This is a genomic window from Methylomonas defluvii, from assembly GCF_033949435.1.
In the GTDB taxonomy this organism is placed as follows: Bacteria; Pseudomonadota; Gammaproteobacteria; order Methylococcales; family Methylomonadaceae; genus Methylomonas; species Methylomonas defluvii.
Genome location: NZ_JAXARY010000002.1, coordinates 125,177 through 141,042, shown reverse-complemented (window position 1 = coordinate 141,042; position 15,866 = coordinate 125,177). Strand labels below are relative to the sequence as shown.

Here is a 15,866-nt window from a genome sequence, read left to right as displayed (position 1 = left end):
ATTTTTCCAGCCGTCCGTCTTAACCGGTACGCGGCAATGGTGCCGCCGCCACGTTAAGGACTACAGATGAAAAAATCACTCGATACCGGCAGCGTCCATCCTGGCCGGGCCCGTATATTTAAACCCAAGCCTATTGCCGCATTATTACTGCTCGGCACGGTCAACCTGACCGCGATGGCCGGCGACGCTGCGCAAGCCTTCAACATCCCGGCGCAAGCCCTGGACAGCGCCCTGACCGAACTCGCCGACCAGACCAACCTGCGCCTGCTCTATCCGGCGGAACTGGTCGGCAAACTTCGCTCCAGCCCGGTGTCCGGCCAATACACCCCGGAGCAGGCCATGCAGCGGATGTTGCAGAATTCGGGCTTGACTGTGCGGAAAACGGCGGACGATACGTTTACGGTGGAACCAGCCGTGAATGCCGAGCCGCGCACGGCGGCGACGATGCCGGCGGTGACGGTGGTGGGGAAGGCGGTTTATGACTCGACTGATCCTTATAACCCCGACTACAACCTGCCTAATGCTTCCACTGCAACCAAGACCGACACGCCAATCATGGAAACGCCGTTCTCGGTGCAGGTCGTGCCAAAACAGGTTTTGGAAGACACGCAAGCTGTCCGTCCGGGCGACGCGCTGAATTATGTCAGCGGTATCTATCAAGGTACTGCAAATTCGGGTGATTGGCTGGACTGGTCAAGACGACGAGGTTTTGATAATTATCCCGCAGGCGATTATCGCAATGGTGCGCCATTCCCGTTGGGAGGGGCTTGGGGCGGCCGGGATTTGGCGAATGTTGAACGTGTAGAAGCTTTGAAAGGCCCAGCTTCTCTACTCTATGGACTGACTGCGCCCGGCGGTGTGGTCAATTACGTCACCAAACAACCGTTGGCAACGCCGTATTATTCCTTACAACAACAATTCGGTTCTTACGACTTCTATCGCACCACTGTGGACGCCACCGGGCCGATTACCGACGACAAATCGTTACTGTACCGTATTAATCTGGCTTATAAGGATGCCAACTCGTTTCGTGGCATGGTAAGCAGCGACCGTATTTTTATCGCACCGACGGTTACTTGGAACATTAGCCCTAAAACCCAGGTGAATTTTGAATTGGAATACGATTACGGTCATGTGGTATTTGACCGAGGCATACCTGCAATTGGCAATCGACCAGCCGATGTACCACGCAGTCGATTTTTAGGTGAAGCAGACCCGCGAAGTACTTTCGAACGGGTTCTGGTTGGCATGAATTGGTCTCATGCCTTTAATGACAATTGGACGCTCAGCCATCGTTTCACCGCGGTCTACAATGGTATAGAGACTTACGCAGCTAATCCGACAGGGTTAAATACTGACAACAGAATGTTAAATATATTTGGCGTGGTCGGACATCGCCCGCCGGAAGATGATGCCAGCTATTTTAATGCGATCAATTTGACGGGGCATTTCGATACATGGGGATTACAGCATACGTTACTATTAGGGGGGGACTATTTTCGTACCTTTAGGCAAGGTACTGAGCAATATTATTTCAATGCCGTCGATATTTATAATCCTACTTATCTCGGAGCTAATGCCATCCAAAATCAAATAGCTAATGCACCCGTTGTTAATAGCTCAGCATTGGAGCAATGGTTCGGGCTTTATCTACAAGATCAAATCAAATTGCCATTTAACTTTTCTATGCTGGCGGGTTTTCGTTATGACGGTGCGGAAAATGAATATGTCGATCTTGTCAGTGGGACGGTTACTGAAAATCCCATGCAGGATAGCTTGACACCTCGCGGCGGTTTGATCTGGCAACCTATTCCGGAATTTAGTGTGTACGGCAGTTACACTGAAAACTTTGTTGGTGTCTAATCTGGTAGATCAATTGGTGGTTCGTTATTAAGTCCTGAAACTGCACAGCAGTGGGAGTTTGGAGCCAAGACAGAACTCTTCGACAAAAAATTGATGGCTACGTTGGCTTGGTTCGATCTGACCAAGCAAAATATGGCAATTTATCAGCCACCGACTTTTATCGACGCAAGAGCGATAGGAGAGGCTAAAACAGCTGGCCTGGAATTCGATGTAAAAGGAGAAATCCTACCCGGATGGAACATAATCGGTGCTTATGCTTATACACCCGATGCGAAAGTTATTAAAGGTTATCCGGGTGAAAATGGTCAACGCTTGCCAGGAGTTCCCAAACATGGTGGCAGTTTGTTTACCACTTACGAGCTACAAGCTGGTACGTTGCGAGGCTTGAAGTTCGGTGGTGGGGTACTGGTTCGCGGCTCGCAAACTACCGAAACAAGTAACACTGACGTCGTACTGCCCGGCTATGCGACGGTAAATCTATTGACCAGTTATTCTTGGAAAGTTGGCGGCAGCAAATTGACTACTCAGTTGAATGTCAACAACCTGCTCGACAAAGAGTATTTTCCCAGCGCGGCTTTCAGCCGTAATGCTATCGAAGTCGGCACTCCGAGGACATTTATGGGATCAGTAAGAGTGGAGTATTAGTCTTTCTGGTTCCCAACCTCTAGGTTGGGAACCTCGGCCTTGGAAGCTCCAGCTTTCTAACTCTACAGGAAGCAAGAGCTCCCAAGTGTTTGGTTCCCAAGCGGGAGCTTGGGAACCAGGGGGCTGTTCTCGTTCCCACGCGCTGCGGCACGAAATTACCGTACCCGCACGATTGAGTTTTAATCCCTAAACGCAAGGGATCGGCTTCCGGCCCGATGGTTTAAAACCCGTTCCAAACCCCGTCCGAAACCTTATGGGCGGGGTTTAGGTCAGTGAGATTGACGCTTGGCTCATACTGCCCGGAACCGGCTCGGCGTGGCTAAATGTGCGACAGCCAAGCAGGTTTCGAATTGATTAAACTCGACAGGCTGGAGCCCAAGCATTCTGCTTGCCTGATGTGTAAAATATCTGTACAAAAAACACATCATTTAACCAAGAGGAACTGCCCATGTCTGTACGTTTCAATGTTGTGTTGTCCGATGATCTGAATCGCGAACTGGACAAGGCCGCTGAGGAAGGCGATACCAATAAAAGCGAAATTTTGCGCAAAGCGATTACCCTGTATCTGGCGGCCAGGGACGGACGTCGGCGCGGGCTGAAAATCGGTTTGGTCGAATCTGAAACTCAAAAGCTGGAAACCGAAATTATCGGCTTATGAGCCTATCGATCTCAATAATCCGCTGCTCAATCATACGTTCAGCGTTTCGGTTGACCGGTAGGAAACCGGCGCCGAACGGCATGTCCGCTTATTCAAGGATTTAGCGCTATTCATTGTTGCGCTCGGTTTTGTGGTTTTAATCGTCTGGTTGTGCTACGCCACCTTGGTGGCAATTACCACCAGCGCGGAAGAGAAAAAGTGGGCGATGTCGGTCTTATCCGCGGCGACAGGCGGGATAATCGCTTATCTGTTGCGTAAATAATTCACCGTTTCTTGGCGGGTCGGGGAGCTAACCCCGACCTTAACAATTAACCCGCTTTAAAATTCCGCTAAAACCTTGCGTGCCGTGATTACAACCGCCCCAGGCGACAGCTCCAGCCCCTTGCCGATTGCTCCCAACGGCGTATGCTTATCAGGACAAGCATAACAACAGCCAAGGAGCGCAACATGTCCACGCACAATCAATACATCCGCTGGTTTGCAGAACTTACCATTAACGATATTCCGCTGGTCGGCGGTAAAAATGCCTCGCTCGGCGAGATGTATCGCGAATTGGCCACCGAGGGCGTGATGGTCCCCAATGGCTTTGCGATTACCGCCGAAGCTTACCGTTATATGCTGGATCAGGCCGATGCTTGGCCGCATTTGCACGCCTTACTCGACGACGTCGATGCCGACGATGTTGCAGACTTGGCGCACCGTGCGCAACAGGCGCGCGATTTGGTGTATGCGGCTCCGTTGCCGGCCGATTTGCAGCAGCAAATTCTGGATGCTTTCGGGCAATTACAACAGCAATATCAAGACGATTTAACCGTCGCGGTGCGCAGTTCTGCAACAGCCGAAGATTTGCCTACCGCCAGCTTTGCCGGCCAGCAAGATACGTATCTGAATATTCGCGGCGGCCAAGCTTTGCTGGATGCCTGCAAGCGTTGTTTTGCCAGTCTGTTTACCGACCGGGCGATTCATTACCGGCTGGATCAGGGCTTCGATCATTTCAAAATCGGTTTGTCGATTGGGGTGATGAAAATGGTGCGTTCCGATTTGGCGGCCAGCGGTGTGATGTTTTCGCTGGATACCGAGTCGGGCTTCAGCGATGCGGTGTTTATCACCGGTGCTTACGGTTTGGGTGAAAACGTGGTGCAGGGCGCGGTCGATCCAGACGAATTTTACGTGCATAAACCCACGTTTGCGCAAGGCTATCGGGCGGTTTTGCGGCGCACGTTGGGTGCGAAAAAAATCAAGATGATCTATAGCGACGGCCGTACCCGCGAACCGATTCGCAACGTAGCTACCTCAAATCACGAGCGCCGGCAATTTTGTATAGCTGATGCGGAAGTGCTGCGATTGGCGGATTACGCACTGAAAATCGAACGCCATTATGGCCGGCCGATGGACATGGAATGGGCCAAGGACGGTTTGGACGGCAAGCTTTATATCGTGCAGGCCCGCCCGGAAACCGTGGCCTCACAAAAGGTTGGCAATGTCTTGGAACAATACCAGCTCAAACAATCTGGCGACGCCATCGTCAAAGGCCATGCCGTAGGCAGCAAGATTGCGGTCGGGCAGGCGCGGGTGATAGACAACGTCGCTAAACTCGGCAGTTTCAAACCGGGCGAAGTCTTGGTGGCCGATATGACCACGCCGGATTGGGAGCCGGTGATGAAAACTGCCGCCGCTATCGTCACCAACCGCGGCGGGCGCACTTGCCACGCAGCGATCATTGCTCGCGAGCTGGGTGTGCCGGCCGTAATCGGTTGCGAGAACGCGACGGCCGCGATAGCGAGCGGCAGCCTGGTTACGGTGTCGTGCGCGGAAGGCGATGTCGGCAAAGTCTATGCCGGCCGGCTGGAGTTTGACGTGACGCAGACGGATTTGTCGCAACTGCAGCGGCCAAAAACCAAGATCATGCTCAATCTGGGCAATCCTGAATTGGCGTTTAAACTCAGCTTTCTGCCCAACGACGGCGTCGGCCTGGCGCGGATGGAGTTCATCATCACCGAATACATCAAGGCGCATCCAATGGCGTTGATTCACCCGGAAAAAGTCGCCGATGCCGGCGAGCTGGAACAACTTAAGCAGTTGACCGAAGGCTATGCCCAGCCGGAAGAGTTTTTCATCCAACGCTTGGCGGAAGGGGTCGGCACCATCGCGGCGGCGTTTTATCCGAAGCCGGTGGTGGTGCGGATGTCGGACTTTAAAACCAACGAATACGCCACCTTGCTGGGCGGCCGTTGGTTTGAGCGCGACGAGGCGAATCCGATGATCGGGTTTCGCGGCGCCTCCCGCTATGTGCACCCAGCTTATGCCGAGGGCTTTGCACTGGAATGCGCGGCAATGAAACGAGTACGCGAGCAGATGGGCTTGAAGAACGTGGTGTTGATGATCCCATTCTGTCGGCGCATAGACGAGGCCGAGAGAGTATTGGCTTACATGGCAGAGCTGGGTTTAAAGCGCGGGGATGATGGCCTGGAAATTTACGTGATGTGCGAGATACCGAATAATGTCATCCTGATCGACGAATTTGCCAAGTTGTTCGACGGCTTTTCGATCGGTTCCAACGACTTAACCCAATTAACGCTGGGTGTGGACCGTGATTCCGAAATCGTTGCCAACGACTTCGACGAGCGAGATGCCGGCGTGAAGACCATGATTCGCCTGGCCGTGGAAGGTGCGCGCCGCAACGGCCGCCATTCCGGTCTTTGTGGTCAAGCGCCGTCGGATTACCCGGAAATGGCCGAATATTTGGTCGAAATCGGCATTGATTCGATGAGCTTGAATCCGGATACGGTGTTGCAGACTACCCAGCGTCTGCTGGATTTGGAACGTAGGTTGAGACGATAGCTACTCTGGGCGTTTGATGGCTCTATGACTTGCCGCTGATGTTTTCAATACAGTGTTACACCTAAATTTGTGTTGCTCTCGAACTTTGGTCGGAAACGGTTGCTCGAGTAAGGGAAAAATCTAAATTATGTTATTTCACCTGTTTTTTGTGAGCTAAATCACGGAATTTGATTAGGGGTTGAGAATAAGTAAATTCTAATTGTTTGTAATTAATACGTTTTATAGGTGGCATAAGGATTGCGTTAGGGAGACAGGCGCCTGTCAGTGATGGCTTACAAGATTGTTAAGTCCTGGGCTTAAGGTGCTTTCTCCCCAAAACTTAAGATTTAAGGTAAAAAACGTATGATCAAAACAAAATTGGCTAAAGCTGTTTCCATGACGGTCGCGGGTGTTGCGCTTTCAGCGGGTGCATCTACCGCATCGGCGCACGTCATGTACAACACCTTCACGACAACGGCGGCCAGTGCAACCGATGGTTGGAATTACACTTATGACGGTCCTGATGTCGATACCGTTGCTACCGGCCCTGAAAGCGGCGGTTATCAAGGTACCCAAGTGCCTTGGCTTGGTACAGCAGGCGGTGCGTTGCCGTTCGGATATACCGGTCGCGCGCATTTGAACTGGGCTGCGGCGATTCACGGACCAGGAACCTTGGAGGTGTCTGCCGCCGACGCACTGGCTGATTATGGCGTGGCAGCGGAAATTGATACCGGCGCCGGTGCTTGGAAAGATAATGGTCTGGATGCTAATGGCGTACCTACCGCAACAGGTCCAACCGGTTGGAAACACCAAATTGACATGGGTTTGATTAAATCCGACATCTCTACTGTATTAAGGCTGAACCTGACCTCGCTGGGCACCATTAACGGTAATTTTGGCGTTACCGTGTTTAAAGGTATGGATACTACCAACTCGGTAGCTTATAGCCACCACGGTAGTTGGAATAACACCGGCAAGCCGGAAAATACCAGCAACCCTTTCTACAATACGGGCGTTGGTTCCGGTATGGAGTACCTGACTCATGACGCTACCGTCGATGCCGTGAATTATCTTGAGTTTTTCGCAGAGGCAGGCCAAGTTTATACGATTGCGCTGGGTGGTAACGGCGTCGGCAGATGGAATGCAAACGTCTCCGGCTACGAGTTATCCATTGCCGCTGTGCCAGTTCCTGGCGCCGTTTGGTTATTCGGCAGTGCGATGGCCGGGATGATCGGTTTTGGCGGTCGCCGTAAAGCTGCCGCCGCGGCGTAAGGGTGAAAGCATGCTGCAAGTCTGAGGGTTTGTAGCGCAGGGAATGTGGTTTTAGGAATAATCAGGAGGATTCGCCAGGGATGGCGTCTTTGTTACGGGGCTGCTAACGATGTGGTCGACCGTTCCTCCCAATAGATTCGTCGCTATTGTGTGCCGAGTTCTAATCATAGTTGGTAGTTAAATTTTAGATTTACCCTTTGATATACTCCCTGGTATTTTTGAGGGTGTGCTAATGTCCAATGACGCAACGCTAGCTTTAAAACGCTTTGTTTCGCAGCTGGCTTACGGGTTTTAAAAGCCGATGCGTCGCCTCTATACTTTGGTTTTTGGTTTAATTTTACCAGCCGTATTGTTCCGGCTTTACTGGCGCGGCATCAAAGCGCCGGCCTACCGGCAGCGTTGGCGCGAACGCTTAGGCATTTATTCCACCCCATCAAAGCGCGATGTCATTTGGTTGCACGCAGTTTCGGTGGGTGAAGCGGAAGCGGCTTTTCCATTGCTTAAGCTATTGCAGGCTGAATATCCGGAAATACCGGTGTTGGTCACCACCACCACGCCGACAGGGTCGGCGCGTGTTCAAGCTGTACTGGCTGACCAAGTCGAACACGTCTATCTGCCTTACGATTTACCTTTTATAGTCGAGCGCTTTCTTAAGCATTTTCGGCCAAGGCTAGCGGTGATTATGGAAAAAGAGATCTGGCCGAATTTGTTTGCCGCCTGTGCGATGCAGGCGATTCCACTATTTGTGATTAACGCGCGATTGTCCGAGCGATCTGCGCGTTCTTATCAAAAAATCCCGCGGTTGGTTAAACCTGCGCTGGCTTGCGTACAGACGATTGCAGTGCAAACTGAGGAAGATCGTTCGAGGTTTATCGAGATTGGCGCTGAATCGGCGCAAGTACAGGTGCTGGGGAATATCAAGTTTGATATGGCGGTAGATGCGGCTACGGTCGCGGCTGGGCAGCTATTGAAACAACAATTATTTACCCGGCGCTGGGTCTGGATCATAGCCAGCACTCATCAGGGTGAAGAAGAGATATTTCTGGCGCTTTACCCGCTCCTTAAAGCATCGATACCCGAATTGCTGTTGTTGATAGTGCCACGCCATCCTGAGCGCTTTCAAACCGTTAAAAAGCTCTGCGAACAGCAGGGTTTGGCGGTGGCGATGCGTAGCGAGCAAAAGCAGCATCATGAGCAAACCGATGTTTATATCGCTGACAGCATGGGTGAGTTAAAAATGTTGTACGCCGCTGCCGATCTGGCTTTTGTCGGCGGTAGCCTGGTGCCGGTCGGTGGTCACAACGTACTGGAACCGGCGGCCATTGGCGTACCCGTGTTATTTGGCCCGGAAATGTTTAATTTTCAGGAAATTGCCGAGCGCATTTTAGCCTTGGAGGGAGCGATACAGTGTCGTGATAGCCAAAGCCTAAGCGATGCGGTGTTGCGTCTCTATCGCGATGTAGCTTTTAGAAATAGATTGATCGATAACGGCAGGTTGTTTGTAGAAAATAACCAAGGCGCGACAAAACGGGTGGTGGGTTTGTTGGCGCAATGCCTGTAGTTTTACGTGTGGGTTAGGGCGGTTAGCGGGCAACTCGTAGAGGTTTTCCGTTATAATTCGCCCGTTTTTTAATTTGTAAAAGGTGTGAAGCGCATTATGTCGGATATTAAAAAAGTGGTGTTGGCCTATTCCGGTGGTTTGGATACCTCGGTTATTTTGAAATGGCTGCAAGATGTGTACGACTGCGAAGTCGTGACATTTACCGCCGACATCGGCCAGGGTGAAGAACTGGAACCGGCTCGTGCTAAAGCAACTGCTGCCGGCATCAAGGAAATTTATATCGACGATTTGCGCGAAGAATTTGCTCGTGACTTCGTGTTTCCGATGTTCCGTGCCAATACCATTTACGAAGGCGAGTATCTGCTCGGCACTTCGATTGCCCGTCCTTTGATTGCCAAACGCTTGATCGAAATCGCCAATGAAACCGGTGCTGACGCGGTCTCTCATGGCGCGACCGGCAAGGGCAACGACCAAGTGCGCTTTGAGTTGGGCGCTTACGCCTTGCGTCCGGATATTAAAATCATCGCCCCTTGGCGCGAATGGGATTTGAATTCGCGGCAAAAATTGCTGGATTATGCCGAACAGCACGGCATTTCCGTGGAAATGAAAAAGGGTAAAACCTCGCCTTATTCCATGGATGCCAACTCGTTGCATATTTCGTACGAAGGCCGGATTTTGGAAAATCCCTGGACGGAACCGGAAGAAGATATGTGGCGCTGGACCGTATCGCCCGAGAACGCCCCTGATCAAGCGACCTACGTCGAGCTGACTTATCAAAATGGTGACATCGTTGCTATCGACGATGTGCCGCATACGCCGCATCAGGTGATGGAAAAATTGAACAAAGTTGCCGGTGCTAACGGCGTTGGTCGTCTGGACATCGTCGAGAATCGCTATGTCGGTATGAAGTCCAGAGGCTGCTACGAAACGCCTGCCGGCACTGTGATGTTGAAAGCGCATCGAGCCATCGAATCGCTGACCCTGGACCGCGAAGTGGCGCACTTAAAAGACGAGTTGATGCCGCGTTATGCGTCCTTGATTTACAACGGTTACTGGTGGAGTCCGGAGCGGGCGCTGTTACAAACCATGATCGATGCCTCACAGGTCAACGTCAACGGCAAGGTGCGGGTCAAGCTATACAAAGGCAATGTGATCGTCGTTGGTCGCGCCTCGGAAACCAATAGTCTTTTCGATGAAAATATCGCGACTTTTGAAGAAGATGGTGGTGCTTACAACCAAAAAGACGCCGAAGGCTTTATTAAACTGAATGCCCTGAGAATGCGGATTGCCGCCAAAAAAGGTCGTTGAGCGCGGTTTGTATAAAACAGGACATTTTTGATTTAGCTTGTATAATGCGCCGATGTATTTCCGGCGGGCATGGGGTGCCGTTTAGGCATCGCGTGCTCTAGGAGATTCAATAGAGCTTCCCGATTAGCAACACTAAAAGAATAATGAGCGATATGCCTGAGATTAATCTGGATGATGTCAATACCGATAAGCATGAGATAGTCTATCTGCGCGCCCATCAGCATCAGGCGCTGATGAAGGCTAATCGCTTTTTGTTAATGCTGGTTCTGGCGTTGATGGCGGCAGTTTTTTTGTTGGGTTTTGTCTTACTGCCTAAACAAAATCTGTTGACCGAAATACAAAAGCATCAGGCTATCTCGGCAGTGTATGCCACGCAGAATCCGGCGCTATCCGCCGAAATCAGCGCCTTGAAAGGCCAGTTGTTCGGCTTGTTAAGCGGGTCTATCGACAGCAAGCTAAGAGCTCTGGAAGAGAATATCAAAAAGGGTAGCGTGGCCGATTCCCTGCAGACCATTCAGGATCTGAAAGGCGATGTCAAAATACTCACTACCTATTCCGTTGATTCGCCGGCAAAAGTGGAAGGTGCGGCTGCCAATCAGGCCCTGATCAAGGAATTGAACGACATTAAAGATTTGGTCTATCTGACCTTTGTGTCTTGCGGATTGATGATTGCGGCGGTTGCCGGAGTTTGGCTACGCAACCGCTACCGCTTAACCCATCAACGCAGCCAACAGGCGTATCTCGGTCGTCAAGACTAACTTGTAGTATAACGACCACAAAAAAGCCGCTGTCCCGTGAGGGGCAGCGGCTTTTTGTTTGCCTGTAAGGCTACGATTATTTTTTCAGATATTCGTAAACTGCATCGATAGCTTGGTCTTCGGTATAACCTGCTTTTTTCACAGGACCGACTTCCATGATAGCCGCAACAGCTTTAGGCATACCGTTTTTGCCTTCTTTCAGAACTTTAGCGAACTGGTCTTTAGGCAGTTTGCCGGCGCTGATCAAGGCCGATAATTGTGGATTGGAAGCGATGTCATGGCAAGCGCCGCAGCCACGACCGAAAGCACGCTCATAAATTTTCGCGCCGATTTCTTCCGCTTCGTTAGCTGCAACTTGTCCGCTGATAGCGATCAAAGTTGCGCCTACTAATAAACCGAATGATTTTTTCATATGATTCTCTCGTTGTGTTTAAAAAAAAAACTGCATATTGTTATTTGCATAGGCAGTTCATTGGGAAATTAAGCGGGTAAAGGATAGGGAACTTTAGCGAAAAATTCAATCGATTTTCTCTGTCGTTCGCGCCTTTACCGGGTTTGCGGGCTGATTTTTCCAAGTAAAACTTAACATCGTCTGAAATAAGGAAAAATTCACACGTGCTTAGTTTTGGCCGGGTTGAAACCATTCCAACTGTTTGCGCAGGCGCACTACGGTGCCCACTATGATCAAGGTCGGTGGTTTAATGTCCGCGTTTTCGACACGTTTAGGCATATCGCCCAGGGTGCCGGTAATGACTCGCTGATGGCGGGTAGTGCCTTGTTGAATCAATGCAATCGGTTGATCGACCGGGCAGCCGTGATCGATCAACGATTGGCAGATAGTCTCCAGACCGACCAGACCCATATAAATCACGACGGTCTGGTTGGGAGAGGCTAACTGGCTCCAGTTCAGGTTGATATTGCCGTCCTTCAAATGCCCGGTAACGAAGGTGCACGACTGTGCATGGTCGCGATGGGTCAGCGGAATTCCCGCATAGCTAGCGCAGCCGGCGGCAGCGGTAATGCCTGGTACGACTTGAAACTGAATGCCTTGCTGCATCAGGGTTTCGATTTCCTCGCCACCTCGGCCGAAAATAAACGGATCGCCGCCTTTCAGGCGTGCGACGCGCTTGCCCGACAAAGCCAGATTCGCCAGCAACTCGTTGATCGATTCCTGCGGTAGGCTGTGATTGCTGCGTTGCTTGCCCACGTAGATTTTCTCCGCGTCGCGGCGAGCCATTTCTAATATTTCCTGGGAGACGAGCCTGTCGTAGACAATCACATCCGCTTGCTGCATCAAGCGCAGGGCTCGGAAAGTCAATAAATCCGGATCGCCGGGGCCGGCACCGATCAAATACACCTCGCCGCGATTTTGTGTCTGCTCAGCCGCATCAAGTTTGGCTTGTAATTCTATTGCAGCTTGCTCGCGGCGGCCGGAAAACACCAATTCGGCGATGTGGCCTTGCAAGGCGTCTTCCCAGAATACCCGGCGGCGGTTGGGTTCTTTGAGTCGTTCCTTAACCAATGCTCGAAAATCCTCGGCAAACTGCGCCAGCAGCCCGAACGCGCCGGGAATGGCACTTTCCACCTTGGAACGCAGTAAGCGTGCCAGAACCGGTGACACGCCGCCGGAAGACACCGCTACGATTAATGGCGAGCGGTCAACGATCGCTGGAAAGATAAAACTGCACAAATCGGGATTATCGACCACATTCACCGGAATATTATGAGCTGTTGCAGCTTGCGCAACCGTTTCGTTGACCGTGCGCTGGTTGGTGGCCGATATGACCACGCGCATGCCTTTCACATCGTCCGCAGCAAAGGCCTTTTGTTGGATTACTACTTGATTATTGCGCCCCATTTCCGCAACGCTGGCGCCAATTTCGAGCGCCACCACGGTAATACGCGCGCCGGTTTTTGCCAGGAGCTCGATTTTACGCGAGGCGATTTCGCCGGCGCCGACAACCAGGCATGGCTGGTCTTTTAGTTTTAAGAAAAGCGGGAAGTAATCCATGGTGCTTGATTTTCGTGGTCTGGGGTTGGTGTTATTATAAGCGTTGTCTAAAGAACAGTTGAGTGAACACCACTATGATCGAATTTGATTTGGAAGTCGATGCCAGCGGATTGCAATGTCCGTTACCGTTGCTGCGTTTGAAAAAGGCGATTATGGAAGTGGAAAGCGGCAGGGTAGTCAAAGTGATTGCTACCGATCCGGCGGCCCATTTGGACTTCGGCGTCTATATCGATCAGGCGGGACATATTCCGCTGAAGATATTCAAGGAAGCCGATAAACAAGTATTCTTTATACAGAAAAAATAGCAGCGATTCAATATTACAAAGGGTCAGAAGGGCGCTTCTTTTGACCCTTGTCCTCAGCTTTTATTTCCTCAAGCTAATAATCGGCCAGTTTGCTTGCCGAGCAACTTTCCGTAGTATTTCGTCGGGATCGACAGCAACCGGTTGATCGACCAAGCTCAATAGCGGCAAATCGTTATGCGAATCGCTGTAGAACCAACTGCCTGCCAGCGTTTCCGTGGAATTGGCCAGCCAGTCGTTTAGGTGCACTACTTTTCCTTGCTGAAAGCAGGGTGTGCCGTTGAATTTACCGGTGTAGCGACCATCGACAAATTCCGGTGTGGTAGCCAGCAGGTTGTCGATACCGTATAGCTTGACGATCGGTTCGGTGACGAAGCGATTGGTGGCGGTAATCACCAGCAAGGTGTCGCCGGCCGCGCGATGCTTTTCCACCAAAGCCTGGGCAGCCTCCAGCATGATCGGCTCGATCAGCGTTTCGACGAATTCAGCGCGCCAGCGATACAGTTGCTCTGCGTCGTGCTGCGCCAGCGGCGCTAGTGAGAAATGCAAAAACTCGACAATATCCAGCGTGCCGTGTTTGTAATCCTCGTAGAATTTTTTATTTGCCTGTTCATACTGGTCTTTGTCGACAATGCCACGGTCGACTAAAAATTGGCCCCATAAAAAATCGCTGTCATCGGCGATCAGCGTGTTATCCAGATCAAAAATCGCTAAGCTCACGGCAAATCCGTCGTCATAAAGAAAAAAGTAGCGGCCTGTGGCGTCCGCCGGTTATTTGTGGAACAATTGCGCCATTCATTTTAATGGCCGTGCCGTTGTTAATTTTAACATCCAGGCATTAGCAACAGGGCGGCAAATAATACAGGTTTTTACATGATAGACTCGAAAGGATACCGGCCTAATGTCGGCATTATCCTTTGCAATGACGAGGGTCGTGTGTTTTGGGCAAAGCGCAAGGGCGCTAACTCGTGGCAGTTTCCGCAGGGCGGAATCGATGGCGACGAGGACCCGGAAACCGCGATGTATCGGGAGTTGTGGGAGGAAACCGGCTTGTGTGCAGAGCATGTGCAGTTGCTGGGACGCACCCGTTATTGGTTGCGTTATAAACTGCCGGATCGGTATATCCGCAAAAATTCCACGCCCTTGTGCATCGGGCAGAAACAGATTTGGTTTATTTTGCGCTTGATGACAGATGAATCGAATGTCAGGTTCGATTGCGGGCACAAGCAGGAGTTCGATAACTGGAAGTGGGTGGAGTACTGGTATCCGCTGAAAGACGTGGTTTACTTCAAACGCCGGGTGTACCGTAAAGCGATGGACGAATTAGGAGCTTTGCTGATTGCCAACGATGTGGGCGTCAACGCCGAGAGTTATTTGTCCGGAAGATTGGCGTTTGGTTAGTAACTGTGCAAGTTGGTTTGTAAGTCGTTCATGCTGATGGGCAGGCGATAGCACCGGGATCGCAAGTCGCCGTCATCGCCCAATTCGAAGACCCTGTAGCCGGGTGCTAACTCGTCCAGTTCAAACTCGGTGGCAAACGGTTTGAACTGAAAACAGCTGGCCGGTGTGGCGAATATTGCTATTTGTTCATGATTAGTTTGCATTTCCTGATGTAAATGACCGCAGGTGATGGCTTTAACTTGCACAAAGCGTTCCGCTATTGCCAGCAATGCCTCACCGTTCTCTATTTGCATCGTATCCATCCAACTGCTCCCGCTGGCAACGCAATGATGGTGTACCGCCAGCAGGGCAGGCATGTCATTTGTGCTTAGCGTTTGCTGTAAAAATACCAGTTCTTCCTGTGATAAAAATCCAGCGGGGCTGCCCGGTTTTTGGCTGTTTAAAGCAATAATCTGCCAATTTTTTAGCAGCAGGTGTTTGCGGCAACTGACGAAGCCTACGTTCAGCTCGGTTTCCATCAGTTCCCAGTCGTCATGATTGCCCGGCAAACACAGGCAAGGTGTTTGATAAGTTTGCTGATGCTTGCAAATTCGCCGGTAGCTATCAGCGCTAGGGTCTTGGCCCAAATCACCGGTTAATAAAATCAGATCGAATGGGCCGTGCGTGGCATGCGCGTGGGCTAGGGTCTCTTGGAAATACTGTTCGGTGTCTATGCCGAGCATTTTATCGCCGGCATGCGGCAATATATGCAGGTCGGTTAACTGCAAGACTTTTAACGCAGACATGGTTCAGCGCAGATAGGGATAGTAGGCTTGGCTGTTAGGGTGAACCTCGCTCAAGTCTTCGTTTTTGCCAATCCAGCGGTAATTAGAATGTTGTTGTGCCGGTAGTTGATTAATATCCAGATCCAACTGCAATTGATAGCCTAAAACCACGTAATGGGTAGTCACGCCCGGCTGTTTGGCAAAATTAGTCTCATACAAATGAGTGAAGGCGCCGAGTAAATCAGCGTTTTCGATGTTGTAGGCAGTGCCTAATTCGGTTTCGGTAATTCTTTGAAACGCGGCTGCCAATGTTTCTGATTTATAGATTCTACCGCCCGGCACGAACCAATAACCCGCCGCCGGTTCATTCATGCGCAAGCCCATCAATATTTCATCCTTGCTGGAACGCACAATTAAGTCAATAGCAACTAGGGGGGTGTTTTTTACGACTGTCAGAAAATCCTGTTTATCGAGCATCCTATATTCCGTGAGCTGAGTGGGTG

At 51.1% G+C, this 15,866-nt stretch carries 13 protein-coding genes and 1 pseudogene; 9 read left to right on the top strand and 5 right to left on the bottom strand.

Annotated features, from left to right (window positions below; genetic code table 11):
- Window positions 1-66: 66 nt before the first annotated feature.
- From QLH52_RS03730 to QLH52_RS03700, 7 genes and pseudogenes are all read left to right on the top strand, one after another.
- Window positions 67-2,508, top strand: a pseudogene (locus QLH52_RS03730) (TonB-dependent siderophore receptor).
- 448 nt (window positions 2,509-2,956) lie between these two features.
- Window positions 2,957-3,166: a ribbon-helix-helix domain-containing protein gene (locus QLH52_RS03725; protein WP_205453813.1), complete on the top strand. Its 210-nt coding sequence runs from the start codon at window positions 2,957-2,959 to the stop codon at window positions 3,164-3,166.
- Window positions 3,167-3,613: 447 nt separating this feature from the next.
- Window positions 3,614-6,007, top strand: a complete 2,394-nt coding sequence (gene ppsA, locus QLH52_RS03720) for a phosphoenolpyruvate synthase (protein ID WP_319960576.1) — start codon at window positions 3,614-3,616, stop codon at window positions 6,005-6,007.
- A 342-nt stretch (window positions 6,008-6,349) separates the two neighbouring features.
- On the top strand, window positions 6,350-7,258 hold the full coding sequence (locus QLH52_RS03715) for a hypothetical protein (RefSeq protein ID WP_319960575.1): 909 nt from the start codon (window positions 6,350-6,352) through the stop codon (window positions 7,256-7,258).
- 301 nt (window positions 7,259-7,559) lie between these two features.
- Window positions 7,560-8,819, top strand: a complete 1,260-nt coding sequence (waaA, locus tag QLH52_RS03710; protein WP_319960574.1) for a lipid IV(A) 3-deoxy-D-manno-octulosonic acid transferase — start codon at window positions 7,560-7,562, stop codon at window positions 8,817-8,819.
- 96 nt (window positions 8,820-8,915) lie between these two features.
- Window positions 8,916-10,127 carry an argininosuccinate synthase gene (locus QLH52_RS03705; RefSeq protein ID WP_319960573.1) on the top strand — a complete coding sequence of 404 codons (1,212 nt, stop codon included), beginning with the start codon at window positions 8,916-8,918 and terminating at the stop codon, window positions 10,125-10,127.
- 143 nt (window positions 10,128-10,270) lie between these two features.
- On the top strand, window positions 10,271-10,885 hold the full coding sequence (locus QLH52_RS03700) for a hypothetical protein (protein WP_319960572.1): 615 nt from the start codon (window positions 10,271-10,273) through the stop codon (window positions 10,883-10,885).
- A 76-nt stretch (window positions 10,886-10,961) separates the two neighbouring features.
- Here the strand turns inward: QLH52_RS03700 and QLH52_RS03695 are convergent, their stop codons facing one another.
- Together QLH52_RS03695 and cysG are read right to left on the bottom strand one after the other, a co-directional pair.
- The gene (locus QLH52_RS03695) at window positions 10,962-11,297 is read right to left on the bottom strand and encodes a c-type cytochrome (protein ID WP_033157353.1); all 336 of its coding nucleotides are present in this window, start codon (window positions 11,295-11,297) and stop codon (window positions 10,962-10,964) included.
- Window positions 11,298-11,504: 207 nt separating this feature from the next.
- Window positions 11,505-12,896, bottom strand: a complete 1,392-nt coding sequence (gene cysG / locus QLH52_RS03690; RefSeq protein WP_319960571.1) for a siroheme synthase CysG — start codon at window positions 12,894-12,896, stop codon at window positions 11,505-11,507.
- Window positions 12,897-12,970: 74 nt separating this feature from the next.
- Here cysG and QLH52_RS03685 point away from each other — a divergent pair, with 74 nt between their 5' ends.
- Complete coding sequence (locus QLH52_RS03685) at window positions 12,971-13,201, top strand: sulfurtransferase TusA family protein (RefSeq protein WP_020482444.1); 231 nt, start codon at window positions 12,971-12,973, stop codon at window positions 13,199-13,201.
- A 60-nt stretch (window positions 13,202-13,261) separates the two neighbouring features.
- On the opposite strand, the gene QLH52_RS03680 is transcribed toward QLH52_RS03685, so the two are convergent.
- Complete coding sequence (locus QLH52_RS03680; RefSeq protein ID WP_319960570.1) at window positions 13,262-13,918, bottom strand: histidinol-phosphatase; 657 nt, start codon at window positions 13,916-13,918, stop codon at window positions 13,262-13,264.
- A 153-nt stretch (window positions 13,919-14,071) separates the two neighbouring features.
- Between QLH52_RS03680 and QLH52_RS03675 the strand changes: the two genes are divergently transcribed.
- Window positions 14,072-14,599 carry an RNA pyrophosphohydrolase gene (locus QLH52_RS03675; RefSeq protein ID WP_020482442.1) on the top strand — a complete coding sequence of 176 codons (528 nt, stop codon included), beginning with the start codon at window positions 14,072-14,074 and terminating at the stop codon, window positions 14,597-14,599.
- Here the strand turns inward: QLH52_RS03675 and cpdA are convergent.
- A complete protein-coding gene (gene cpdA / locus QLH52_RS03670) occupies window positions 14,596-15,384 on the bottom strand; it encodes a 3',5'-cyclic-AMP phosphodiesterase (RefSeq protein WP_319960569.1) in 789 nt (262 codons plus the stop codon). The two genes, QLH52_RS03675 and cpdA, sit on opposite strands and share 4 nt — an antisense overlap.
- A gap of 3 nt (window positions 15,385-15,387) precedes the next feature.
- Window positions 15,388-15,840 (bottom strand): GDP-mannose mannosyl hydrolase, encoded by a 453-nt coding sequence (locus QLH52_RS03665; RefSeq protein WP_319960568.1) that lies wholly within the window; start codon window positions 15,838-15,840, stop codon window positions 15,388-15,390.
- Window positions 15,841-15,866 lie beyond the last annotated feature (26 nt).